General features: G+C 61.3%; 20 protein-coding genes and 1 pseudogene. 8 read left to right on the top strand and 13 right to left on the bottom strand.

What is annotated here, in order from left to right:
* The first annotated feature begins 8 nt into the window (after positions 1-8).
* Entirely contained in the window at positions 9-572 is a 564-nt protein-coding gene (locus AB4P94_RS12225) for an NAD(P)H nitroreductase (protein ID WP_395610725.1), read from the top strand.
* A 138-nt stretch (positions 573-710) separates the two neighbouring features.
* Here AB4P94_RS12225 and AB4P94_RS12230 read toward each other — a convergent pair whose 3' ends face one another.
* The 8 genes and pseudogenes from AB4P94_RS12230 to gap all read right to left on the bottom strand — a co-directional run bounded on the left by AB4P94_RS12230 (position 711) and on the right by gap (position 9747).
* Complete coding sequence (locus AB4P94_RS12230) at positions 711-1466, bottom strand: methyl-accepting chemotaxis protein (RefSeq protein WP_395611325.1); 756 nt, start codon at positions 1464-1466, stop codon at positions 711-713.
* A gap of 150 nt (positions 1467-1616) precedes the next feature.
* Positions 1617-2903, bottom strand: a pseudogene (locus AB4P94_RS12235) (chemotaxis protein); the annotation flags it as partial.
* A gap of 85 nt (positions 2904-2988) precedes the next feature.
* A complete protein-coding gene (locus tag AB4P94_RS12240; protein ID WP_395610726.1) occupies positions 2989-3390 on the bottom strand; it encodes a YbaN family protein in 402 nt (133 codons plus the stop codon).
* 157 nt (positions 3391-3547) lie between these two features.
* Positions 3548-4156 carry a biliverdin-producing heme oxygenase gene (locus AB4P94_RS12245; RefSeq protein WP_395610727.1) on the bottom strand — a complete coding sequence of 203 codons (609 nt, stop codon included), beginning with the start codon at positions 4154-4156 and terminating at the stop codon, positions 3548-3550.
* Positions 4157-4288: 132 nt separating this feature from the next.
* Positions 4289-6853 (bottom strand): TonB-dependent receptor, encoded by a 2565-nt coding sequence (locus AB4P94_RS12250; protein ID WP_395610728.1) that lies wholly within the window; start codon positions 6851-6853, stop codon positions 4289-4291.
* A gap of 116 nt (positions 6854-6969) precedes the next feature.
* On the bottom strand, positions 6970-7938 hold the full coding sequence (locus AB4P94_RS12255; RefSeq protein WP_395610729.1) for a FecR family protein: 969 nt from the start codon (positions 7936-7938) through the stop codon (positions 6970-6972).
* 73 nt (positions 7939-8011) lie between these two features.
* Positions 8012-8530, bottom strand: a complete 519-nt coding sequence (locus AB4P94_RS12260; protein WP_395610730.1) for an RNA polymerase sigma factor — start codon at positions 8528-8530, stop codon at positions 8012-8014.
* 215 nt (positions 8531-8745) lie between these two features.
* Positions 8746-9747: a type I glyceraldehyde-3-phosphate dehydrogenase gene (gene gap, locus AB4P94_RS12265; RefSeq protein WP_065930415.1), complete on the bottom strand. Its 1002-nt coding sequence runs from the start codon at positions 9745-9747 to the stop codon at positions 8746-8748.
* A gap of 221 nt (positions 9748-9968) precedes the next feature.
* Here gap and edd point away from each other — a divergent pair, with 221 nt between their 5' ends.
* The 4 genes from edd (at position 9969) to AB4P94_RS12285 (ending at position 15058) form a co-directional block, all read left to right on the top strand.
* Positions 9969-11795 (top strand): phosphogluconate dehydratase, encoded by a 1827-nt coding sequence (gene edd / locus AB4P94_RS12270; protein WP_395610731.1) that lies wholly within the window; start codon positions 9969-9971, stop codon positions 11793-11795.
* Positions 11792-12748, top strand: coding sequence for a glucokinase (locus AB4P94_RS12275; RefSeq protein ID WP_395610732.1), 957 nt, complete (start codon positions 11792-11794; stop codon positions 12746-12748). The genes edd and AB4P94_RS12275 overlap by 4 nt, the downstream gene beginning before the upstream one ends.
* Before the next feature lie 77 nt (positions 12749-12825).
* Positions 12826-13602, top strand: coding sequence for a response regulator (locus tag AB4P94_RS12280; RefSeq protein ID WP_395610733.1), 777 nt, complete (start codon positions 12826-12828; stop codon positions 13600-13602).
* Positions 13603-13630: 28 nt separating this feature from the next.
* Positions 13631-15058, top strand: a complete 1428-nt coding sequence (locus tag AB4P94_RS12285) for an ATP-binding protein (protein WP_395611326.1) — start codon at positions 13631-13633, stop codon at positions 15056-15058.
* 122 nt (positions 15059-15180) lie between these two features.
* Here the strand turns inward: AB4P94_RS12285 and AB4P94_RS12290 are convergent, their stop codons facing one another.
* Complete coding sequence (locus AB4P94_RS12290; protein WP_395610734.1) at positions 15181-16110, bottom strand: AraC family transcriptional regulator N-terminal domain-containing protein; 930 nt, start codon at positions 16108-16110, stop codon at positions 15181-15183.
* Between the two features lie 328 nt (positions 16111-16438).
* On the opposite strand from AB4P94_RS12290, the gene AB4P94_RS12295 reads away from it, so the two are divergent.
* Together AB4P94_RS12295 and AB4P94_RS12300 are read left to right on the top strand one after the other, a co-directional pair.
* The gene (locus AB4P94_RS12295; RefSeq protein WP_034100252.1) at positions 16439-16780 is read left to right on the top strand and encodes an antibiotic biosynthesis monooxygenase family protein; all 342 of its coding nucleotides are present in this window, start codon (positions 16439-16441) and stop codon (positions 16778-16780) included.
* A gap of 41 nt (positions 16781-16821) precedes the next feature.
* Positions 16822-17067 carry a hypothetical protein gene (locus AB4P94_RS12300; protein ID WP_395610735.1) on the top strand — a complete coding sequence of 82 codons (246 nt, stop codon included), beginning with the start codon at positions 16822-16824 and terminating at the stop codon, positions 17065-17067.
* 127 nt (positions 17068-17194) lie between these two features.
* On the opposite strand, the gene AB4P94_RS12305 is transcribed toward AB4P94_RS12300, so the two are convergent.
* A complete protein-coding gene (locus AB4P94_RS12305; RefSeq protein ID WP_395610736.1) occupies positions 17195-17827 on the bottom strand; it encodes a flavin reductase family protein in 633 nt (210 codons plus the stop codon).
* A gap of 194 nt (positions 17828-18021) precedes the next feature.
* Here AB4P94_RS12305 and AB4P94_RS12310 point away from each other — a divergent pair, with 194 nt between their 5' ends.
* Positions 18022-18777 carry a hypothetical protein gene (locus AB4P94_RS12310; RefSeq protein ID WP_395610737.1) on the top strand — a complete coding sequence of 252 codons (756 nt, stop codon included), beginning with the start codon at positions 18022-18024 and terminating at the stop codon, positions 18775-18777.
* 153 nt (positions 18778-18930) lie between these two features.
* On the opposite strand, the gene AB4P94_RS12315 is transcribed toward AB4P94_RS12310, so the two are convergent.
* From AB4P94_RS12315 to AB4P94_RS12325, 3 genes are all read right to left on the bottom strand, one after another.
* Positions 18931-20250: an MFS transporter gene (locus AB4P94_RS12315; RefSeq protein WP_395610738.1), complete on the bottom strand. Its 1320-nt coding sequence runs from the start codon at positions 20248-20250 to the stop codon at positions 18931-18933.
* Positions 20251-20547: 297 nt separating this feature from the next.
* Positions 20548-21873: a sigma-54-dependent transcriptional regulator gene (locus AB4P94_RS12320; RefSeq protein ID WP_395610739.1), complete on the bottom strand. Its 1326-nt coding sequence runs from the start codon at positions 21871-21873 to the stop codon at positions 20548-20550.
* The gene (locus AB4P94_RS12325; protein ID WP_395610740.1) at positions 21867-23633 is read right to left on the bottom strand and encodes an ATP-binding protein; all 1767 of its coding nucleotides are present in this window, start codon (positions 23631-23633) and stop codon (positions 21867-21869) included. Before AB4P94_RS12325 ends, AB4P94_RS12320 begins: the two co-directional genes overlap by 7 nt.
* Positions 23634-23799: the final 166 nt, after the last annotated feature.

Raw genomic sequence — 23799 nt, forward strand, 5'->3', positions numbered from 1 at the left:
GGTGGCCAATGCAGGCTCTCGACGCTTTGCTCAACCGTGTTTCCGTGCCGCGTTTGCTGGAGCCGGCGCCGACCCAGGAGCAGCGCGACGTGCTGTTCGCCGCCGCCATGCGCGCGCCGGATCATGGCCAGCTGCGCCCGTGGCGTTTCCTTACTGTAGAAGGTGCGGCCCGTGAGCAGATGGGCACGCTGCTGGCCGAAGCTGCGCGTTTGCAGGACGCCGACGCGCCGCAAGCCGCCATCGACAAGGCGCAGAACGGCCCGTTGCGTGCACCGCTGGTGGTGGTGGTGATTGCCCGTCTGCAAGAGCATTTCAAGGTGCCGAAATCCGAGCAGCTGCTGGCGGCCGCCTGCGCGGCGCACGGCATTCTGCTGGCGGCGTACGCCCAGGGGATTGGTGCGGTGTGGCGCACCGGTGAGTTGTCCTACTCGGCGCACGTCGCCAAAGGTTTGGGGCTGACGGCGGATGAGGAAGTGATTGGCTTCCTCTATCTGGGCACGCCGCAGAACCCGCCGCGGGTGGCGGCGAAAGAAGATGTGGCGGCGTTTGTGCAGGCCTGGCCTAGCGTCTAAGCCAGCGCAAATCTGCTTTATGTGGGAGCGGGCTTGCTCGCGAAAGCGGTATGACAGTCACTGGATGTATTGACTGACCCACCGCTTTCGCGAGCAAGCCCGCTCCCACAGGGATCTCTCGTGTTTTGGCGAGAGGGTTTACACCTTGAACTGATCCATCAGCGTCATCTGCTGGGTCGCCAGGGCATTCAACTGGCTGCTGATCGCCGCTGACTCGGTGGCCTGGCCGGTGAGGGTTTCAGTCACGGTGCGGATCGCCGACACGTTGCGGTTCACCTCTTCGGCCACGGCGCTCTGCTGTTCGGCGGCGCTGGCGATTTGCAGGTTCATGTCGCTGATCACCGTCACGGCGTCGCTGATCTTGCCCAGCGCCTGCACGGCCTGGTGGATCTGCCCGGCATTGCTTTGCGCCTGATGCTGGCTCGAATGCATGGTCGCCACCACGCCCCTGGTGCCGCTCTGGATGCGTTCGATCACCAAGCGAATTTCTTCCACTGAGTCCTGAGTGCGCTTGGCCAGGTTGCGCACTTCGTCGGCCACCACCGCAAACCCGCGCCCGCTTTCCCCGGCGCGCGCCGCTTCGATCGCTGCGTTGAGGGCCAGCAGGTTGGTCTGCTCGGCAATGCTGCGGATCACTTCCAGTACCGAGCCAATCTGCTCACTGTTCACGGCCAGGGCTTCCACTTCCGTCACGGCCTTGCTGACTTCGTCAGCGAGGGTGGTGATGTCGCGGGTGCTCTGCTCGATGATCGACAGGCCTTCACGCGCCGACTGATCCGCCCCGCGCGCCGCGCTGGCGGCGTTGGACGCACTGTTGGCGACGTCATGGGCGGTGGCGCTCATTTCGTTGGACGCTGTGGCCACCTGGTCGATTTCGCGGAACTGCACCTGCATGCCTTCGCTGGTCTGGCGCGCGATGGCTGAGGACTGATCCGCCGTGCCACGCGCTTCGGTGATGCTTTGCTTGATCTGCGCGATGGTCGGTTGCAGCTTGTCGAGGAAGCGGTTGAACCAGTTCACCAGTTCGCCCAGTTCGTCTTTCCGGGTGTAGGCCAGGCGCTGAGTGAGGTCGCCTTCGCCGCTGGCGATATTCTTCAGCATCGCGGCCACGCTGTTGATGGGGCGAGTTACACCGGTAGCGGTCAGCCAGATCAGCAGCAAGCCGAGCAGGGCCGCAGCGGCGCCGACCAGCAAGGCCTTGAGTGTGCCAGTGGCCTGGGCTTTATCGAGTACGCCTTGCAGCTTCACCGTGTCCGCCAGCATCACGGCCTTGGGCAGTTTGATCACGATGCCCCAGGATTTGGCATCGGCAATCGGCTTGACCGGGTACACGGCGCGAATGGTGTCGTCCTGTTCGCGGATCATGGCGGTGCCGTTTGCCAGCAGTTGCACGATTTCCTTGCCTTCGGCACCGATGGTGTCGATCAGGTTTTTGCCAACCTTGTCCGGCTGGCCGCTGTAGGCCGCAATCAAACCGGTGCTGGAGAGAATTTCCAGGTGCGCCGCGCCGTCGAACAGTTCTTTTTGCGCCGCGTCCGTTACCGCTTGCAGGGCGTTGAGGGCGAGGTCGATACCGACCACGCCGATAACCTTGCCGTCCACGATCAATGGCAAAGCGATGGTGGTCATCAGCACCGACTTGCCCGCTACGTCATCGGCGTACGGGTCGAGCAGGCAAACGTTGCGGGTGTCCCGTGGGCAGGTGTACCAGATGTTGTAGGTCGTGCCGCTGAGGTTGGGGGTGGTTTTGGTCAGGTCGTCTTCGACCATGATGGTGTTCAGGCCTTCGCCACCGGCCCGGCTCCAGTAGCTGGAGAAACGCCCTTTTTCATTGGAAACGCGGGCTTTGTCGTCGATGAACTCGCTGTCCTTGCCGTCCAGCCCGTTGGGCTCGAACGACAGCCACAGGCCGAGCACTTTGCTGTTGCGCTCGAAGGTGGTCTTGAGGCTCTGATTGAGTTCTTCACGCAGCGCCCCGGCGTCCAGTCCGCGTTTGGCCGCCATGGCGCGCAGCCCTTTGATCTGATCGGCCAGTGCGGTGACGACGGTGAGGTCTTCGCCAAAGGTTTTCTGCAACTGCACCGCCTGTTCGGCAGCCTTCGCTTGCAACAGGTTCTGCACGCTATGGGTGAGCATTCGCGAGCTTGAATCGCTGACCAGGTGGTTGTTCTGGTCGGCCTCGTACAGGTTGATGCCGACGACCAGCGCAATCACCCCCAGAAGGCAAAGGCCGGACAGCAGCACGATTTTCAAGCGGATGGAGAGGGTGTCGAACATAGGTTCACTCGCGATTGGACTTGTTGGAATGCAAGCAGGGCGAGCCAAATCCATTCGGCGCTATGTCCGGAACATCGGCGTAACGGGGTGTTTCATGAGAGGAAGGCGATGAGCGGTAGGGAAACAGCTACAGGCTCCGTTATACGGGGGCTGCGAGGCGTTCAGGGCGTGACCAGATCCACAGGTTGCCCAGGCTCATTCCGGCGATGGCCAGGTAAATCGGCCAGCCATGGTCGAGCATCACCAGCATCAAACCGGCGCACACCAGCATGCTCACGGTGGCGCTGACCTTGGCACGGCGCGCGATGATCTTGCCGTTGCGCCAATTGAACAGAATTGGCCCGAACAGGCGGTGGTTTTCCAGCCATGCGCTGAGGCGTGGCGAGCTTTTGGTGGCCGCCCAGGCGGCGAGGAGGATGAATTCGGTGGTGGGCAAACCCGGGATGACAATCGCCACCAACCCGATACCCAGGCTGACATAGGCCAGCAGGCCGAAGAGGAGCTGCGCGATTTTCGAAGTGGATTGGGTTTTGCCGGTCATATCTAGGAATATCACAGAAGATCAATTTGCAATGAGATCTGAATGTGGGAGCGGGCTTGCTCGCGAATGCGTTGGATCAGTCAGAGATGTATTGACTGACACACTGCATTCGCGAGCAAGCCCGCTCCCACATTTGATTGCATTTCAATCAGGGGGATCAGGCCAGTTCAGGGGCGCTAGCGTACGCCTGTTCCAGCAACACGGTGAAGCGTACGAACGCGTCGATTGCACCTTTTTCCGCGGCGGTTTCTTCTTCAGCGGTGAATTCCAGGCCGTCGAGGGTGCGGGTGAAACTCTTCCAGCCTTCCGCGCGGCCACCGGCCGGCTCGCCCAGGTGGCGGGCACCGAAGGTTTCACTCAGGCCCAGGCCCACGGCACGTTTGATCAGGAAGGCAGCGCCCAGCTTGGAGCCTTCGGACACGAACAGCCAGCCCAGGGCTTCAGCCTTGCTTGGGTTTTTCACGGCGCCGGCCACCGGGGCAGGCACTTCGGTGTCCAGGTCGCCCAGGTCCAGTTTGGCGGCTTCGGCGCGGCAGCGTTCGGCCAGGTCCGGGACGATCGCTATCAGCTCGGGGTCGTTGTACAGGGCCATCAGTTCCGACTGGAACAGGTATTGCGCCACCACGAAACGGGCAAAGTTGGCCTGGGTTTCAAACGGTGCGTGGGCTTTGACCAGTGCATCGAGTTTGGTGTGCGGCGCGTGGGTGATCTGGTTCAGGCGCTGGGAGCGCAGGCTCGGGCGTTCTGCGGTAGGGGAAGCGGTCATCGGAAAAGTCCTTGAGAAGGGTAGCGCCTTGTGGCTCTAAAGAGAGCCGTTATCAACTAGACGAACAAGAAGACGCGGCACAGTAAAAAATCCTCACCCCGCCGCTGAAATTCCGGCGGGGTGAACGGGGCGTCAGATATCCCAGATCAGGTTGATCGCAAAGTTGCGGCCCGGTTGGGTCAGGCGGTCGAGGTTGGCCGGGCCGGTCACACCTGCTTCGCCGACGCTGTCGTAGCTGCGCACGTCATCCCAGTTCCAGTATTTCTTGTCGGTGAGGTTGTAGAGGCCGCCGTTGATGGTCACGTCGTTGGTGACCTTGTAGAAAGCGGTCAGGTCGAGCACGCCAAAGCCCGGGGTCTTGAACGGTGCGCTGGTGCTGCCGTCGGGCGCGTGGAAGGTGGTGCTGTCCACACGGTTCTGCTTTTTCACCAGGGTCCAGCTCAGCAGGCCGCCGTAGTTGTCCTGGTCGTAGCCCAGGCCGAACACGCCTTTGAGCGGGTTGACGCTGTTGAGCGGCTCGCCGTTGTCGTCGTTGCGGCCATAGGTGTAGCCCACCGAACCCTGGGTGTAGAGGCCTTGCGGTGCGCCGAATGCATCGAGGTTCAGGCGGCCTTTGGCTTCGATGCCTTTGATGGTGGCGTGCTTGATGTTGTTGGCTTCGAAGGTTTGGATATCGCCGCCGGCGACCGAGGCATCTTCGTCGATAAAGTCGCGGTACTTGTTGTAGAACACCGCGATGTCGAAGGAACCCTCGTCGAAATTGCCGCGAATCCCGGTTTCGATACCTTTGCTGGTTTCCGGCTTGAGATTCGGGTTCGGCTCGACGGTGTAGCCTATGTTCAGGTTCTCAAAGCGACCATAGAGCGCTTTGGCCGAGGGGGTGCGGAAGCCTTCAGCGTATTGACCGAACCAGGTGTATTGATCGGTCAACGCATAGGTCAGGCCGAATTTGGGGGTCACACGGTGCCAGGTTTTATCCTTGTCGCTGACCGGGTATGCACCGGTGGGGTTCACGGTGTTGAGGAATTCCTGGGTCAGCTTGGGCTTGAGCTGGGTGTAGTCGTAGCGCACAGCCGGGAGGAACGTCCATTTGTCCCAGGTGATCTGGTCCTGGGCGAACAGCGAGTAGGTGTTGATGGTCGGGTCCGGGAAGTCGCTGGACTTCTTCACGCTGTCGGCGGCTGACGGGCTTGGTGCGCCAATGGCGGTGCAACCACTGCCGACGGCCAGGCAAGTGGCAGAACCCTCGCGCGAGCCGGTGACTTTCTGCTGTTTCAGGGTGGTGCCGTAGGTCACTTGGTGGTCGGTTTCGCCGAGGCTGAAAGCCTTGTCCAGTTGCGCGTCGAATACCCATTGTTTTTCTTCATACAGCGTGTCGCGGGTGCGCAATACGCGGCGTGACGGCTGGTAGATCTCGGCGGTGGTCTGGTCGGTCTTGGCGATCTGGTAGTTGAGGCTGGTCTTGATGTGATCGGCAATCGGCGAGTCGAGGGCGAAGCGGTTTTCGATGGCGAAACGCTCACGGGTGATGGTGTCGTTGCCTGAACGCCCGCGATAGAAGTTGAAACCGCGGCCGCCGACGAACGGGCCGCCCACGGCGTTTTTCAGGTCAACATCGCGGTCGTCCTTGAACTTCTCGTAGGTCAGGCCCAGGCGGTTGTCGTCGCCGTAGTTCCAGCCCAGTTTGGCCAGCACGTTGGTGGTACGCGCATCTTCCGGGTTCGCGCCGGTGCGGGCCAGGCCGGTGGCATTGTTGCCGTCGTAGGACTCCATTTCATGGCCGTTGCGCTGGCTCAGGTGCAGCAAGCCGTCGAAGTCCTGCACGCGGCCGGCGACGGTGCCGGAGGTCAGCCAGCTGTCGTCTGCCGAGCTGTAGCCGGTTTTCAGGCGGGCGCCGTAGTCCTGGCCGGGTTTGATGATGTCATCCGGGTCGAGGGTGAAGTAGCTCACGGCGCCGCCAATGGCGCTGCTGCCGTACAGGGCCGAAGCCGGGCCGCGGAGGATTTCCACGCGCTTGACGATTTCCGGGTCGACGTAGTTGCGGCGGGTTTTTGCGTAGGGGCCGTTGAAGAAGTTGTCCGGTACTTCCACGCCGTCGACCTGGGTGAGAATGCGGTCGCCGTCGATGCCGCGAATGTTGTAGCCCGAATTGCTCGAACGGCCGCCGGCGCCGCCGACGGAGACGTTGGGCTCGTAGCGCACCAGCTCGCGAATGGTGTTGACGTTGTCGCGGTCCAGTTCCTGGCGATCATGCACGGTGACGGTGCTGGGCACGCTGTTCACATCCTGCTCGGTGCGGGTGGCGCTGATGGTCACCTGTTGCAGGTTGACGGTGCTGCCCGCCGCGCGTTTTTCCAGCACGATGTTGTTGTTGCCCAGTTTGCGGTAGCTCAGGTTGGTCCCCACCAACAGCCGGTCCAGGGCTTTTTCCGGCGTCAGTGCGCCGCGTACGCCAGGGGACGATACACCCTGGCCCAGCTCAGCCGGCAAGCCGACTTGCCAGCCGGTCACGCTGGTGAAGGCATTCAGCGCGGAAACCAACGGCTGTTGCTCGATGCTGAAGCTGTAATTGCCGTGGCTGCGCGCGACCGGCTCGGCGGCGGTGGCGGCCATGGCTGGCGCGCTGGCCAGCAGGATGGCGGCGGTCAGCAGGGACAGAACGGGCGAAGAAGACCGGCGGTTGAAACGAGAGGACATCGAGAGCGCTCCGGAGGTACGAATCTTATAGTTGCGAACCGAATCAAATAGGAATCAGTTGCATTGGCTAAGACGAGACGTACAGCCGACAGCTATCGAGTAAAAATAATTCTCATTTAGTTCAAAATCACCAGCGCCGGGTATTCCGAGAGCTTGGCCGAGGTGATGTGGGCCAGGGAGCGCACCACATCCAAAGGCTGGTCGAGGCGATAATTGCCGGTGACGGCGGTGCTGGCGAGCTTGTCGTTGGTGTTGACGATCCAGCCCGGGTAATAGCGGCGCAGTTCGGCAAGCACTTCGCTCATCGGGCAGTTTTCGAAGACCAGGCGGCCCTGGACCCAGGCCAGGTCTTTGCTTGCGTCCAGCCGGGCGGGTTGGCCGAAACCTTTGGGGCCGATGCGGATGCTTTCGCCCGCGCTTAAACGTACGCGAGCATCGTCGAAGGTGTTGCTCAGGTCCACGTCGCCGCGTTGCACTTGCACCTGGGCTTCGCCATTGAGGTAGCGCACGGCGAAGTCGGTGTCGCGCACGCTGGCGCGTACGGGGCCGGCGTCGATTTCCAGCGGCAGGCCACGGCTGGGCGCCACTTCGAAAAACGCCTCGCCCTGATACAGGCGGGCCACGCGTTGGTGATCCTTGATGCTGCTGGAGAACGCCGAGTTGGTGTTCAGCAGCACCTTTGAGCCGTCGTCCAGTTGCAGGCGCTGGCGTTCGCCGACCACAGTGAGGTGGTCCGCTTGCAGGCGCACGGGCAGGTTGCTGAAGCTGAACAGGCCGATCAACAGCACGGCGGCGGTGGCCAAGGGTTTCCAATGCGGTTTGATGCGGCGCAAAAACGTTGGTTTACGCGGCACCGCGAGGGCCACGGCGGCACTGTGCACCGGGGCGCCGCCCCAGGCAGCCTGCGCCTTGCTGAAGGCGTGAACGTGCGCCGGGTCGCTGGCCAGCCAGGCGTCGAACTCGGCCTGCTGCCCGGGCTGCGGGCATTGCAAGGCGATCAGCCAGTCCAGGGCCTGGTCCATCGCCGTGTCTTGCAGCACCTCATGAGCCAGCTCATGGGGGCGCAGTTTATTCGGGTCCGTCACGGTGTTCCTCGGGTCTTCGCCACGTTTTATTCATTTTTCCTGCAACCTGGATCGACGCTTCTGTCGGGGAAGCTTAAGGCTGATCCAGCCGTTCGGCCACACCTACACAGATGGCCATGATCAATTTCAGTTCCTTTTGCACGGTGCTCAAGGACACTTGCAACTGATCGGCGATCTCCTGATAGCTGCACCCGTGCAGGCGGCTGAGGATGAAAATCTGCTGCTGGCGGGCGCTCAACTGGCCTAGGCTGACGCTCAGGTGCTCCAGCAATTGCTCGGCCTGGGTGGCGTCTTCGGGCGTGCTGATGGGGGCGGCGACGCTTTGCAGGACGTCCAGCGGAACATCTTCCTGCAACATACGGGCTTGAATTCGGCGCGAACGCAGATGGTCCAGCGCCAGGTTACGCGCGGTTTGATAAACGAAGGGTTCGAGGTGATCGATCGGCCGCTCGCTGAGGGCCCGGGTCACGCGCAGGTAGGTTTCCTGCAACAGGTCCTCGGCGGTGCTGTGGTTATTCACCATCCGCTGCAAGGTGCGAAGCAGAATCACCCGTTGGGTGAGAAAGACGTGGTTGAAGCGAGATTGGCTCACAGTGATACCAGACCGGGATGCAGTTAATGATAATGCTTATCATCAACTGAAATGGCAAGTGGCTATTTCTGTGAACCTGTACCGATCAAATGTGAGCGAGTGCTTTTGTGGGAGCCGGACTTGCCCGCGATGCAGGCACCTCGGTATTACGGTCAGACCGAGGTGATGCTATCGCAGGCAAGCCAGCTCCCACACAAGCCAGCGGCGGCAGGAAATTACTCGGCGTTGCAGAGCGCCAGGCAGTTATCCAGCATCCGGTTGGAGAAGCCCCACTCGTTGTCGTACCAGGCCAGCACTTTCAGCAATTTGCCACTGACTTTGGTGTGATTGGCATCGAAGATCGACGACAGCGGGTTGTGGTTGAAGTCACTCGAAACCAGCGGCAGGGTGTTGTAACCGAGGATCTTCGAATGCTGGCTGGCTTCTTTAAGCAGCGCGTTGACTTGCTCCGCCGTGGCTTCTTTCTTCAGCGTCACGGTGAGGTCCACCAGCGACACGTTGATCACCGGCACACGCACCGCCATGCCGGTCAGTTTGCCTGCCAGCTCCGGCAGCACCAGGCCCACCGCTTCAGCGGCGCCGGTTTTGCTCGGGATCATGTTCTGGGTGGCCGAACGCGCGCGGTACGGGTCGGTGTGGTAGACGTCGGTCAGGTTCTGGTCATTGGTGTAAGCGTGAATCGTGGTCATCAGGCCGCTTTCAATACCCAGCTCGCGGTGCAGCACTTGAGCCACGGGCGCCAGGCAGTTGGTGGTGCAGGAGGCGTTGGAGATGATCTGGTGGGATTGACGCAAAATGTCATGGTTCACCCCATAAACCACAGTGGCGTCTGCGCCTTTGGCCGGGGCGGAGATGATCACCTTGCGGGCGCCGGCGGTAATATGGGCGGCAGCCTTGTCACGGTCGGTGAACAGGCCGGTGCATTCGAACACCACGTCGATCTTGTGCGCAGCCCACGGCAGGTCAGCGGGGTTGCGAATGGCACTGACAGCGATCCGGTCACCATTGACGGTCAGGCTTTCCTGATCGTGGGCGACCTCTGCTTCGAAAGTGCCGTGTACGGTGTCGTATTTGAGCAGGTGGGCATTGATCGAACTGTCGCCCAAATCGTTGATGGCGACGATCTGCAAATCCTGGCGGTAGCCTTGGGTATACAGTGCGCGCAGGACATTACGGCCGATACGGCCAAAACCATTGATTGCGATACGAAGAGTCATTGGAAAGTGCCTGTCGTCGATTTGTTGTAAGAATTACAAGATTATTCGCATAAAAATAGAAAACAAGCCTTTTTAGTGGCAATATTTTGTTCAATCTACAACGAGTGACCTGAATCAACTGGTCCGATGATCCAAACGACACCCTGCCATCCCATGCGCTGCGGGCGTTTGATCAGCATAGACACTCAGGTCGCCACATCCGTTAGCCTGGAGTTCTACACATGCATCCCCGCGTTATTGAGGTCACCGAACGGCTTATCGCCCGCAGCCGTGCAACCCGCGAGGCTTACCTTGCGCTCATTCGCGGCGCCGCCAGCGACGGTCCGATGCGCGGTAAGCTGCAATGCGCCAACTTTGCCCACGGCGTGGCCGGCTGCGGCACTGAAGATAAAAATAGCCTGCGCATGATGAATGCCGCCAACGTGGCAATTGTTTCGTCATATAACGACATGCTCTCGGCGCACCAGCCTTACGAACACTTCCCTGAACAAATCAAGAAAGCCCTGCGTGAAGTCGGTTCGGTCGGCCAGTTCGCCGGCGGCACCCCGGCGATGTGCGACGGCGTGACCCAAGGCGAGCCCGGCATGGAGCTGAGCCTGCTCAGCCGTGAAGTCATTGCCATGTCCACGGCGGTAGCGCTGTCCCACAACATGTTCGATGCCGCGCTGATGCTCGGCATCTGCGACAAGATCGTGCCGGGCCTGATGATGGGCGCACTGCGCTACGGCCACCTGCCGATGATCTTCGTCCCGGGCGGCCCGATGCCGTCGGGCATTTCCAACAAACAGAAAGCCGACGTGCGCCAGCGCTACGCTGAAGGCAAAGCCACCCGCGAAGAGCTGCTGGAATCGGAGATGAAGTCCTACCACAGCCCCGGCACCTGCACCTTCTACGGCACCGCCAACACCAACCAGTTGCTGATGGAAGTGATGGGGCTGCACTTGCCGGGCGCCTCGTTCGTCAACCCGTACACGCCGCTGCGCGATGCGCTGACCCGCGAAGCCGCGCACCAGGTCACGCGCCTGACCAAAGCCAGCGGCAGCTTCACGCCGATTGGCGAGATCGTCGACGAGAAGTCCATCGTCAACTCCATCGTTGCCCTGAACGCCACCGGCGGTTCGACCAACCACACCCTGCACATGCCGGCCATCGCCATGTCGGCGGGCATCATTCTGACCTGGCAGGACATGGCCGACCTCTCCGAGGTGGTGCCGACCCTGTCTCACGTGTATCCAAACGGCAAAGCCGACATCAACCACTTCCAGGCGGCGGGCGGCATGTCGTTCCTGATCCGCGAGCTGCTGGAAGCCGGTTTGCTCCACGAAGACGTCAACACCGTCGCGGGTAAAGGCCTGAGCCGCTACACCCAGGAACCGTTCCTGGTCGACGGTGAGCTGATCTGGCGCGACGGCCCGATCGAAAGCCTCGACGAAACCATCCTGCGCCCCGTGGCGCGTGCGTTCTCGCCGGAAGGCGGCTTGCGCGTGATGGAAGGCAACCTTGGCCGTGGTGTGATGAAAGTCTCGGCCGTGGCCCTTGAGCACCAGATCGTCGAAGCGCCTGCGGTGGTGTTTCAGGATCAACAGGATTTGGCGGACGCGTTCAAGGCCGGCCAGTTGGAAAAAGACTTTGTCGCGGTGATGCGCTTCCAGGGTCCGCGCTCCAACGGCATGCCGGAATTGCACAAGATGACCCCGTTCCTCGGTGTGTTGCAGGACCGAGGCTTCAAAGTTGCGCTGGTAACAGACGGGCGTATGTCCGGCGCGTCGGGTAAGATCCCCGCCGCGATTCACGTCAACCCCGAAGCCCAGAGCGGCGGGCCGCTGGCGCGGGTCAAGGATGGCGATATCATTCGCGTCGATGGCGTGAAGGGCACCCTGGAGCTTAAGGTGAACGCCGAAGAATTTGCAGCGCGCACGCCTGCCACGGGCCTGTTGGGCAATAACGTGGGGGCGGGTCGCGAGCTGTTTGCATTTATGCGCTTGGCCGCAAGCTCCGCAGAGCAGGGCGCCAGCGCCTTTACCTCTGCCTTGGAGACGCTTAAGTGAAGCTTGCGCTGGTCGGTGATATCGGGGGCACCAATGCCCGTTTTGCGTTGTGGCGCGATCAGGAACTGCATTCGATTCGCGTGCACGCCACGGCGGATCACAGCAGCCCTGAGGAAGCCATCAAGGTTTACCTCAAGGAAGAAGGCCTGGAAATCGGCGACATCGGCGCGGTGTGCCTTTCCGTCGCCGGGCCGGTGAGCGGGGATGAATTTAAATTCACCAACAACCATTGGCGCCTGAGCAAAACTGCGTTCTGCAAAACCCTGCAGGTCGATGAATTGCTGCTGGTCAATGACTTCACGGCCATGGCCCTGGGCATGACCCGCCTCAAGCCCGACGAGTTCCGGGTGGTCTGCGAAGGCACGCCGGAAGCCTGGCGCCCCGCCGTAGTCATCGGGCCGGGCACCGGCCTTGGCGTCGGCACCCTGCTGCATCTGGGTGAAGGCCGTTATGCGGCGTTGCCGGGCGAGGGCGGCCACGTTGACCTGCCGCTGAGCAGCCCGCGCGAAACCCAACTGTGGCAACACATCTACACTGAAATCGGCCACGTCAGCGCCGAGACCGCCTTGAGTGGCGGCGGCTTGCCGCGTGTGTACCGCGCGATCTGCGCGGTCGATGGCCACGAGCCGGTATTGGACACGCCCGAAGCCATCACGGCAGCAGGCCTGGCCGGCGACCCGGTGGCGATGGAAGTGTTGAACCAGTTCAGCATCTGGCTGGGCCGGGTGGCCGGTAACAACGTGCTGACCACCGGTGGACGCGGTGGCGTGTATATCGTGGGCGGGGTGATTCCGAGGTTTGCCGACTTCTTTATCAACAGCGGCTTTGCCAAGAGTTTCAGCGACAAGGGCTGTATGAGCGACTACTTCAAGGGCATTCCGGTGTGGTTGGTGACCGCGCCGTATTCCGGGTTGACCGGGGCTGGAGTCGCACTGGAGCAGGCATTTGCGTAGGTCGTGATGTCGCCATCGCAGGCAAGCCAGCTCCCACATTTGGAATGCATTCCCCTGTGGGAGCTGGCTTGCCTGCGATGAGGCCCTCAAGAACACCCCATAACAACAAGGAGGACCCCGTGAGCGTAATCAGTAAATCCATTCTCCTCGTCGACGACGACCAGGAAATCCGCGAATTGCTGCAAACCTACCTCAGCCGCGCCGGTTTCCAGGTGCGGGGCGTGTCGGACGGCGCGGGGTTCCGCCAAGCCATGAACGAGGCGCCGTGTGATCTGGTCATCCTTGATGTGATGTTGCCGGACGAAGACGGTTTCAGCCTCTGCCGCTGGATCCGCCAGCACCCGCGCCAGGCGCAGGTGCCGATCATCATGCTTACCGCCAGCTCCGACGAAACCGACCGTGTGATCGGCCTGGAGCTGGGCGCCGACGACTACATCGGCAAGCCTTTCAGCCCGCGCGAGTTGCAGGCGCGGATCAAGGCCCTGTTGCGCCGTGCCCAGTTTGGCCAGGAGCGCAGCAGCGGCGGTGATGTGTGGGTGTTTGACGAGTGGCGCCTGGACATGATCAGCCACCGCTTGTTTCACATCGACGGCGAAGAGGTGATTCTCTCCGGCGCCGACTTCGCCCTGCTCAAACTGTTTCTCGACCACCCACAGCAAATTCTTGACCGCGACACCATCGGCAATGCCACCCGTGGCCGCGATCTGATGCCGCTGGACCGTATCGTCGACATGGCCGTCAGCCGCCTGCGCCAACGCCTGCGCGACACGGAAAAACCCCCGAGGCTGATCCGCACCGTGCGCGGCAGCGGCTATCAACTGGCAGCCAGCGTGGTTGCCGGCAATGCCCACTGAGCATTTGACCGAGCGCCGCCGCTTCCCGGTGCCGCGTTCGTTGCTAGGGCGGATGCTGCTGTTGACCTTGCTGGCGGTGTTGTTCGCCCAGGCGCTGTCCAGCGTGATCTGGGTTTCGCAACTGCGTGCCACTCAGCTTGAAGGTCTGGTCACCAGTGCCCGTAGCCTCGCCCACTCGATGACAGCCAGCGTGAGTTATTTCCGTTCGTTGCCCGTGGCCTATCGCCCGTTGGTCCTTGATCAACTGCGCAGCATGGGCGGCACCCGCTTTGTGGTGACCCTCAACGACCGTCCGCTGGACATGCAGATTCTGCCGCAGACCCCGCGCAAACAAGCGGTGCTGCAAGCGGTGGATGAAGTGCTGCGCCAAACCCTGGGCAGCGACGTGCACATTTCGGTGGAGTTCGTCAGCGCCGAAGACCTGCGTATCTTCAATGCCGGGCTGAAGCTCGACGAACTGCCGCGCTCCTGGGCGCATTACGCGCTGACCCTGGAGCCGGTGAACCCGCCGGTACTGGTCACCCAGATCCAGCTTGCACCGGGCGAATGGCTGTACATCGCCTCGCTGTTGCCCGAGCCCTACACCAGCCTTGAAGAACAAGGCCTGCCGTCGCAGCAAGTGTGGTTTATCGTGCTGACCAGCGGCTTTTTGCTGTTGTTCATCGGCCTGCTGGTGCACTGGCAGAGCCGGCCGCTCAAACGCCTGGCGCGCGCGGCGCGGGACATGTCCCTGGGCGCCGACGTGGAACCTGTGGCCGAAGGCGGTGGCAGCGAAGTGGTGGAAGTGGGCCGCGCGTTCAACGCCATGCGCGAGCGCATCAGCCGCTACCTGACCGAGCGCAGCCAATTATTCAGCGCGATTTCCCACGATTTGCGCACGCCGATTACCCGGCTGCGCCTGCGTGTGGAGTTGCTGGAAGACGAGAACCTGCAAACCAAATTCGGCCGCGATCTGGATGAACTGGAGCTGTTGGTGAAGGGCGCGCTGCAATGCGTGAAGGACACCGACATTCACGAAAACATCGAGCCGGTGGACCTCAACCATGTACTCGATTGCCTCGTTGAACCCTACCTGGCCCCCAATGGCAATGGCCGCATCACCCAGGATGGCCGCGCGCTGACCACCTACCCGGGCAAGCCGCTGGCGCTCAAGCGCTGCATTGGCAACCTGATCGACAATGCGTTGAAGTACGGGCAGAACGCGCATTTGCACATCGAGGACGATGGTGCGGAATTTATCCTGCATGTGGATGATGAAGGTCCGGGCGTGCCGGAGCAGCGGTTGGAGCAGGTCTTTGAACCGCATTTCCGCCTGGCCGGGCAGCAGCAGGGCTACGGGCTGGGGTTGGGGATTGCGCGCAATATTGCCCACAGCCATGGGGGTGAGGTGAGTTTGCAGAATCTGCGCGAGGGCGGGCTGCGGGTCACCTTGCAGCTACCCCGCACCCTGGACTGACTTCACGCAGAACCAATGTGGGAGCTGGCTTGCCTGCGATAGCGGTGTATCAGCAGCAGATGAGCCAGCTGACCCACAGCCATCGCAGGCAAGCCCGCTCCCACATTTTGATCTGTGTTGGGTCAGACGCTCTGGCGCATCCGGGCCAGGTCGCGCAAAGGCGGTGCGCCAAACAACCGGCTGTATTCCCGGCTGAACTGCGACGGGCTTTCATACCCCACCCGATACCCCGCCGCCGAGGCTTCCAGCCCTTCGGCGATCATCAAACGCCGCGCTTCCTGCAAGCGCAACTGCTTCTGATACTGCAACGGGCTCATGGCGGTAATCGCCTTGAAGCGGTGATGCAAGGTCGAGACGCTCAGGTTCACTTCCTTGGCCAGGTCATCAATGCGCAGCGGTTGCTCGTAGTTGCCATTCAACCACTTGATCGCTTGGCTGACGCGATGGCTCTGGCTGTTGGCCACGGCAATTTCGTACAGCCGATAGCCCTGCGGCCCACGCAGTAGACGGTAAAGAATCTCGCGGTTGATCAGCGGCGCGAGCATGGCAATGTCTTTGGGTGCGTCCAGCAAGCGTGCCAGGCGCAGGACCGCGTCGAGCAGTTGAGCATCGATACGGTCCACATACATGCCACGCGAGGTCGGGCGTGAAGGCACACCCATCGGGCCGGCCTCGGCGATCAACGCGGTGAGCTGTGCCGGGTCGATATTGATGCGCACCGACAGGTTGGGGTCTTCAGGCGTCGCCTCGAGGATCCGCCCGGCCACCGGCATCGCCACCGAAAACACCAGGTAATTGAGCGGGTCGTAGGCGAAAATTTCGTCGGCCAGGCGCACTTCCTTGCTGCCGCTGGCGAGGATGCACAACGCGGGCTCCACCAGCACCGGCATGAAATCGCGCGGCGTGTTGTGGCGGTTCAGGTACAACGAGGTGATCGCGGTGCCGTAGGAGCCATCTTCCCAAGTGTGGCGGTGCACGATGCTGGCCAGTTCGGCGCGCTGCTTTTCCATCTCGGCATCCAGCGGCAGGGATTTATGTTCAGGCGACGACATGGGGCGACCTCTGCAGGCTTCTTTGATGGGTTCAGCTTAGCGGCGGCTTTTCAAAAAGTGTTACGTCGATTCTGCACAATCCTTGCCTGATCCTGCGGCAAGTCGTGAATCAGGCAAGGCCAGTGCCTGTCATCTGCCTGAAACACTGAACATGGGCATGGAATAAAACCGGCGGGCCAAACGTCGTATCTACGCATCTCGCAGGATTGTGCAATAAGCCTGCAGGATTTGACTAACCGTGGCCACACCCGCGCCGTTATCTTTGATCCTGTGGCAACACGCCCTCACAGTGCTTGCCGAGCATCACTTCTCAACGGGAGAGTCGAACATGTCCACCCCCATTCCCGCGAGCCATATGGCCTTTATCCGCGCACGCAGCGGTTGCAGCACCGAACTCGGTGCACGCTTGAGCAGTTTGATTGAACCGGGCCGTCAGGCTCAGGGTTGCCTGCAATTCTCGTTGCAGCATTCCCAGGTAGACCCCGATGTATGGCTGGTCTCGGGTTTCTGGAGCAGCGAGCAGGCGATGAGCGCCTACTTCAATTCTCCGGCCTTGATGATCTTTACTGAGCTGTTGAATGACATGGTGGTTCGCAGCATGGACTTCCAGACCTTTACTGATGCATCCGCTGCACACGCCTACGGCGAGTACCTGCAACTCGCCGGTTGAGGGTTACAATGGCCAACTTTCCATTGGCCAGGACCTGCAACATGGCACGTAAACAATTTGCCCACCACGAAGCCGTTTCCGCCGTAGTGCCGGGAGAAGGTGGCTACAGCGCCGCCGTCGCCGTCAAGGCACTGGATGGCATGGGCGCACCGCAGTTTCACAAGATCCTTGATGGGCAGAAGTTCAAGACGGCTTCCGATGCTGATGATGCGGCGGTGCTGCAGCTTGAGTGCCTCGTCGATGTGGATCAAGACGGTCAACTGAGTTGGGCAACTGCCACCAATTAAAGTACACCACCGACCCAAATGTGGGAGCGGGCTTGCTCGCGAATGCGGAGTGTCTATCACCGAATCCGGTGGCTGATACACCGCATTCACGAGCAAGCCCGCTCCCACATTTTTTATTGCATTCCAATCAGCGTTTGTTGGCACCGGGCCGATACATCTTGAACAGCGCCTCCGGCCCCAGCTGGAAGTAATCCGCCGGCCCACCGCCGCGCAAGATCGGCTCGGCCGCAGCGGTGTCGTAGATGCCGTCCTTGAGCAACCACTTGGCAATGTGCACCGCAACCACTTCACCCAGCACCAGCCAGCTTGGCACCAGTGCCTTGTCGGCACGCTGCAACTGAATGATCTGCGTGACCTTGCACTCGAACGCCACCGGGCTCTCGCCCACACGCGGCACACTGACGATTTTCGAAGCCACCGGCGTCAGCCCGGACAACTCGAATTCGTTCACCTCGGGCGATACCGCCGCACAACTCTGATTCATCTGCTCGGCCAGCGGGCGGGTGGCCAGGTTCCACACAAACTCGCCGGTCTGTTCGATGTTGTTCAGGCTGTCTTTGCGCCCGACGCTGGAAAAACCAATGATCGGAGGAATGTAGTTGAACGCGTTGAAGAAGCTGTAGGGCGCCAGGTTCAGGCGGCCTTCTGTGTCGTGGGAGGAAATCCAGCCGATGGGCCGTGGACCGACGATGGCGTTGAACGGGTCATGGGGCAGGCCGTGGCCGTTGGCAGGTTCGTAGAAATGGATATCGTCGGACATGGCCGGGGTTTCCTGCTGTGGGTGTCTGTGAATTGGCCATACTGCAAGCCATGGCCGCGAATTTCCATCGAACCGATGGAATTTTCATTCATCGCCCACCTATTTTTCACAGCTCCACCTTCAGTCTGCGCTGCAAGTCGACACCCCCACCCAGTCGGCCCATTGAGAGACTGAGCTTCGGAGCCTTCCAACCCATGAATAAACTTCCTCAAATCACCCTGGCGTTCTGGGTCATGAAAATCTGCGCAACCACCCTGGGCGAAACCGCCGGGGACTTGCTGTCGATGACCCTGAATGTGGGCTATGCGATCAGTTCGATGATCCTGATCAGCGTGTTTTTCTTCACCCTGGTGACGCAACTCTGGTCGAAAACCTATAACCCGGTGCTCTACTGGATCGTGATCCTGTCCACCAGCACCGCCGGCACCACGATGTCGGACTTCATGGACCGTACGCTGGGCCTGGGCTATGCCGCCGGGTCGATGATTCTGGTGGTGATCCTGATGATCATCTTTGCGCTGTGGCGCCTCAGTGGCGACTCGCTGAACGTGAACAAGGTGCAGACCTTCCGCGGCGAGCTGTTCTACTGGATGGCCATCCTGTTTTCCAACACGTTGGGTACGGCCTTGGGCGATTTCCTGGCGGATGACTCCGGGTTGGGTTTCGCCGGGGGGGCCTTGTTGATCGGTTCGGCCATCGCGCTTGTGGTGGCGCTCAAATACTTCACCCGGATTTCGTCAGTGCTGCTGTTCTGGGTGGCCTTTGTGCTGACCCGACCGTTTGGCGCGACCTTGGGCGATTTCCTTACCAAGCCCCATGAAAAGGGCGGGCTGGATTTCGGCACCATTGGTTCGTCTGCCGTGTTGGCGGCGGTGCTGGTGGTGATGATTGCGGGGGCGTCGTATGCGCAGCGCCGGTATGGGCGCCAGCAGCCGGTAGAGCTGACCTGACACTGTTCAGCAAACGCTATAGAACGAAATGTGGGAGCGGGCTTGCCCGCGAATGCGGTCTTTCAGTCACTGATGTGTTGACTGACACTCCGCTTTCGCGGGCAAGTCGAATCGTCGCACCGCCGCTCCCACATTTTTTACTGCGTTAAATCTTTAGTCCGTGGTGATGCGCGAGTGTTTACGGGTGTCCTTCATGGTCGCGTAAACCGCCAGCGAAATGGCAATACACGCCGTCACGTACCAGTAATACCCGGTCTCCATGCCAATGCTCTTGAACCACAGCGCGATGTATTCAGCGGTACCGCCGAAAATCGACACGGTCAGGGCGTATGGCAGGCCTACGCCCAGGGCGCGGATTTCAGTCGGGAACAATTCGGCCTTCACCACCGCGTTGATCGAGGTGTAGCCGCTGACGATGATCAGCGCTGCCATGATCAGGAAAAACGCGCCCCACCAGCTCTGGATGGTGTGCAGGGTGGTGAGGATCGGCACGGTAAACAGGGTGCCGAGGATGCCGAAAGCGATCAGGATCGGCCGGCGCCCCACCTTGTCCGAGAGCCCGCCGACCAGGGGTTGCAGGCACATGAACAGGAACAGCGTCGCGGCTGAAATGGTGGTGGAGTCGGAAATGCTCATGCCGACGGTGTTCACCAGGTATTTCTGCATGTAGGTGGTGTAGGTGTAGAACGCCAGGGTGCCACCCATTGTAAGTCCGACGACGGTCAGCACTTCCTTGGGGTGACGCATCAAGGTGCGCATGGCGCTTTCCTTGGCTTTTTCCTTCTTGGTGAAGGACTCGGTTTCTTCCATGCCGCGACGCAAGTACAACGCGACTACTGCGCAGAGGGCGCCGATGGCGAACGGGATACGCCAGCCCCAGGCATACAACTGCTCAGTGGTCAGTATTTGTTGCAGCACAATCAGCACCGCCAGGGCGATGAGCTGGCCGGAGATCAGGGTTACGTACTGGAAACTTGAGAAGAAGCCGCGACGTTCCTTGGTCGCCATTTCACTCAGGTAAGTCGCCGAGGTGCCGTACTCGCCGCCCACCGACAAGCCCTGCAGCAAGCGGGCGAATACCAGCAGGATCGGCGCACCGATGCCGATGGTGTCGTAGCCCGGCGTCAGCGCAATCAGCAGCGAGCCGAAGCACATCAGCAATACCGAGGCCATCAGCGCGGCTTTTCGGCCTTTGTAGTCGGCGTAGAGGCCCATCAGCCAGCCGCCGATCGGGCGCATGATGAAGCCCACGGCAAAGATGGCGGCGGTGTTCATCAACTGCGCGGTGGAGGAGCCAGCGGGGAAGAAGGCTTTGGCGAAGTACAGCGAGAAGGCGGCGTAGACGTACCAGTCATACCACTCGACCATGTTGCCGACCGAGCCGCTGAAGATCGATTTGATCCGGCTGGACGTGGTGCGTTCTTTCGCCGGCGCGGCCGCCGACCCCAGAGGCAAGGCGTTGGAGTTATCCATTGAAGGATCCTTCATCTAATTGTTTTTGTGGAGCGTGCGCGAGCGCCGCCTGGTTTGGGCTATAGCAGGAGCTGTGCCAGGTGGATGAAGGCCCGGATTAGAGGGGTTTCAGGGTGTTTTTGAGCGGAAAGTTGCTGATGATTTTCAGGCTATGAGCGGAAATCCGCTTATGGCGGCCGGCCTCTTCGCGAGCAAGCCCGCTCCCACATTCGACCGCATCCATCCAGTTGGAATGAGATCAACTGTGGGAGCGGGCTTGCTCGCGAAGGCGTCCTGCCAGGCAATACAAGCTTGGGCCTAGAGGAATGTGTCTCTTACCAACCCATGCCGCTGCATCTTCTCATTGAACGTACGCCGCGGCAGCTGCAACTCCGCCAGCACCGCCTTGATATCGCCCTTGTGCCGCATCAGTGCAGCCTTCAGGCAATGGGCCTCGAAAGCCTCCTGCTGCGCCGCCAGGGATTGCCCGGCCTCCACAAATTCCGGCTCCGGCTCGCCCAGGCCCAGCACCTGACGCTCGGCGACGTTGGCCAATTCACGCACATTGCCCGGCCAGTCATGGCTGAGCAGGCGCCCCAGTTGCGGGCCGCTCAAGGGTTCGGCAGTGCGGCCCAAACGCTCGGCGGCGCTATGGGCAAAGTGTTCGTAGAGCAGCGGAATATCTTCGCGGCGCTCGCGTAACGGTGGCAGGCGCAACTGCGCAACGTTCAGGCGATACGCCAGGTCTTCGCGAAAGCGCCCGGCACGAGCTTCTTCCAACAGGTCTGGCTTGGTGGCGGCGATGATGCGTAAATCCACATGAATGCTTTGGTTGGAACCCAGCCGCTCCAGCTTCTGTTCCTGTAATACGCGCAGTAATTTCACCTGTTGAGCCAGCGGCATGCTTTCGATTTCGTCGAGAAACAGCGTGCCGCCGTGGGCGTATTCCAGCTTGCCGATGCGTTTGCCTTGGGCGCCGGTGAACGCGCCGCTTTCGTGGCCGAACAGCTCGGCTTCAAACAGCTGCTCGGGGATGGCGGCGCAGTTGAGTGCCACAAAGGGTTTCTTCGCCCGTGGCCCAAAGTCATGCAGGCATCGCGCGACCAGCTCTTTGCCGCTGCCGGTTTCGCCCCGGATCAGCACATTGACCGGCAAAGTCGCGAGGTCCAGCACCTGGCGCCGCAGGTTCTGCAAACCCCGGGACACACCCAGCAAGCTGGACTCCAGCTGTGCGCGGTGGTCAGCCTGTTGATGCAGGCGGCGGTTTTCCAGAATCAGCCCGCGCTTGTCCAGGGCGCGGCGCAGGCTGTTGAGCAAAGCGTCGGGGCTGAAGGGCTTTTCCAGAAAGTCGTAGGCCCCATCGCGCATGGCCTCCACGGCCATTGGCACGTCGCCGTGGCCGGTCAGCAGGATGACCGGCAAGTCGGCATCACGGCGTTGTACTTCGGCCAGCAGCTCCAGGCCGCTCAGGCCTGGCATGCGGACATCGCTCAGAATTACACCGGGAAAGTCCTTGGGCAGGCGCGCCAGGCATTCTTCGGCGCGGCTGAACAACTGCACCTCAAACCCCGACAGGCTCAGCCATTGCTCGACGGCCGTGCGAATGCTGGCTTCGTCATCGACCACAATCACCGCGTTCAACATAGGTCGGGCGTCTCCAGCGCGATAGGCAAGGTCAGGGTAAACACCGCGCCGTCACCGCGGTTGCCCGCGATCAGGCGGCCGCCCAATTCGTGCACGATAGCGTAGGACACCGCCAGCCCCAAGCCGAGCCCGTCGCCCACCGGCTTGGTGGTGAAGAAGGGGTCGAACACGCTGTTGAGGTGCTCTTCGGCAATCCCGCCGCCGCTGTCGCTGACGCTCAAAAGCCACAGCTGCTGGTCGGCGTGCAGGCGGATTTCCAGACGTTTGCGCGGTTTGTCGGCCATGGCGTCGAGGGCGTTGCGCAGCAGGTTGATCAGCACTTGCTCCAGACGAATGGCGTCGCCGCGCACGGTGGCCGGGCGGGTCACGTCCAGCACCACGCCGATGGCTTCATCGCGCAAACGCGCGTCGAGCAGATGCAGGGACTGGTCGATCACCGTGGCCAGGTCCAGGCGCTCGCGCAGGCCGCTCGGGCTTTTGCGTGCGAACGTCTTGAGGTGGCCGGTGAGCGCGGCCATGCGCGTGAGCATCTCGTCCAGCGGGGTGAGCGCCTTATACGCATCGTCCACCCGGCCGTGATCGAGCAGCAGACGCAAGGTCGCCAGTTGCATGCGTTGGGCAGTCAGTGGCTGGTTGATTTCATGGGCGAGTGCGGCAGACATCTGACCCAGCGCCGCCAGCTTGGCCGACTGCACCAAGCCGTCCTGTGCGGTGCGCAGGGCTTGGGTGCGTTCTTCTACCAACTGCTCCAGCTCTTCGCGGCTGCGCTGACGCAAACGAGCCAGGCGCCAGCGTTGGTTCAGGAACAGCGCCAGGAACACCAGCGCCAGCCAGGAACCGGCGGCGGCAAGGCCGGCATTGCGTTGGTCTTCGAAGGCGAACTGCGGTTTGCGCAGCAGGTGCAGCGTCCAGCCTTCGGCCTTCAATGGCAAAGATTCCCAGATGTAATTGGCGTTGCCGTCCGGGCCGTTGACGCGCATCAGGTGGCTGTTGTCGTCGAAACGCTGCAGGGCATCTGCTTGCAGGGGCTGCAACTGCTTTTTGTCGTACTGCCGGGTGCTTTTGAGTTCCGCGTGGTCGCTGTCAGACAAGGGGCGCAGGGCGCGGTATCGCCAGCCGGGCTGGTTGGCGATAAACACGATGCCGCGCGCATCACTGACCAGCAGCAGGTCATTGCCCTGAGCCCATTCGCGTTCAAGTTCGGGGAACTCCAGCTTCACGACCATGGCGCCGAGGAATTGCTGATTCTCATCGACCACGGCGCTGGAGAGGAAATAACCGGGTATGCCGGTGGTGACCCCCACCGCATAAAAGCGTCCGGTGCCCTGGCTCAATGTTTGGCGAAAATACGGCCGAAATGCGTAATTGTGGCCCACATAACTGCTTGGCAGGTTCCAGTTACTCGCGGCCACGGCCAGGCCGGTGCGGTCCATCAATTCCAGGGTGGAAGACTGCGCCGCACCGTTGATCCGCTCCAGTTTGCGGTTGAGCACGTCTTGGGTCCTGGCATCCACCGGGTTTTTCAAGGCGCTGATCATTTCCGAGTCCAGGGCCAGCACGGCGGGCAGGGCGCGGTAGCGTTCGATCAGGGTGTGCAGTGAGTTGGCGTACAGCGCCAGCTGTTGATTGGCGCGGGCGGCGTCGTCCACCAAGGCCTGGCGTTCGGCATGGCGGGTGGCCAGGGCCGCGGCCAGTAGCGCACCGGCGATGATCAGCAGGGAATAGAAGGTCAGGCGCAGGGGGCGAGGGATCACGATCATACGGTGAGGGGCAGGCACGGTAAGGGGAGTGCACCATAGCATGCACCATCGTGAGTTGTGACGAGCGGGCTTTATGTGGGAGCGGGCTTGCTCGCGAATGCGGTGTATCAGTGACAGATTAATTGACTGACCCACCGCTTTCGCGAGCAAGCCCACTCCCACATGT

Source organism: Pseudomonas sp. B22129, assembly GCF_044218875.1.
Lineage (GTDB): Bacteria > Pseudomonadota > Gammaproteobacteria > Pseudomonadales > Pseudomonadaceae > Aquipseudomonas.

Coding starts and splice junctions, on each gene's coding strand:
- AB4P94_RS12225 (WP_395610725.1), top strand. CDS start 9: ATGCAGGCTCTCGACGCTTTGCTCAACCGTGTTTCCGTGCCGCGTTTG.
- AB4P94_RS12230 (WP_395611325.1), bottom strand. CDS start 1,466: ATGCAGGTGCAGTTCCGCGAAATCGACCAGGTGGCCACAGCGTCCAAC.
- AB4P94_RS12240 (WP_395610726.1), bottom strand. CDS start 3,390: ATGACCGGCAAAACCCAATCCACTTCGAAAATCGCGCAGCTCCTCTTC.
- AB4P94_RS12245 (WP_395610727.1), bottom strand. CDS start 4,156: ATGACCGCTTCCCCTACCGCAGAACGCCCGAGCCTGCGCTCCCAGCGC.
- AB4P94_RS12250 (WP_395610728.1), bottom strand. CDS start 6,853: ATGTCCTCTCGTTTCAACCGCCGGTCTTCTTCGCCCGTTCTGTCCCTG.
- gap (WP_065930415.1), bottom strand. CDS start 9,747: ATGACTCTTCGTATCGCAATCAATGGTTTTGGCCGTATCGGCCGTAAT.
- edd (WP_395610731.1), top strand. CDS start 9,969: ATGCATCCCCGCGTTATTGAGGTCACCGAACGGCTTATCGCCCGCAGC.
- AB4P94_RS12280 (WP_395610733.1), top strand. CDS start 12,826: ATGAGGCCCTCAAGAACACCCCATAACAACAAGGAGGACCCCGTGAGC.
- AB4P94_RS12290 (WP_395610734.1), bottom strand. CDS start 16,110: ATGTCGTCGCCTGAACATAAATCCCTGCCGCTGGATGCCGAGATGGAA.
- AB4P94_RS12295 (WP_034100252.1), top strand. CDS start 16,439: ATGTCCACCCCCATTCCCGCGAGCCATATGGCCTTTATCCGCGCACGC.
- AB4P94_RS12300 (WP_395610735.1), top strand. CDS start 16,822: ATGGCACGTAAACAATTTGCCCACCACGAAGCCGTTTCCGCCGTAGTG.
- AB4P94_RS12305 (WP_395610736.1), bottom strand. CDS start 17,827: ATGTCCGACGATATCCATTTCTACGAACCTGCCAACGGCCACGGCCTG.
- AB4P94_RS12310 (WP_395610737.1), top strand. CDS start 18,022: ATGAATAAACTTCCTCAAATCACCCTGGCGTTCTGGGTCATGAAAATC.
- AB4P94_RS12315 (WP_395610738.1), bottom strand. CDS start 20,250: ATGGATAACTCCAACGCCTTGCCTCTGGGGTCGGCGGCCGCGCCGGCG.
- AB4P94_RS12320 (WP_395610739.1), bottom strand. CDS start 21,873: ATGTTGAACGCGGTGATTGTGGTCGATGACGAAGCCAGCATTCGCACG.
- AB4P94_RS12325 (WP_395610740.1), bottom strand. CDS start 23,633: ATGATCGTGATCCCTCGCCCCCTGCGCCTGACCTTCTATTCCCTGCTG.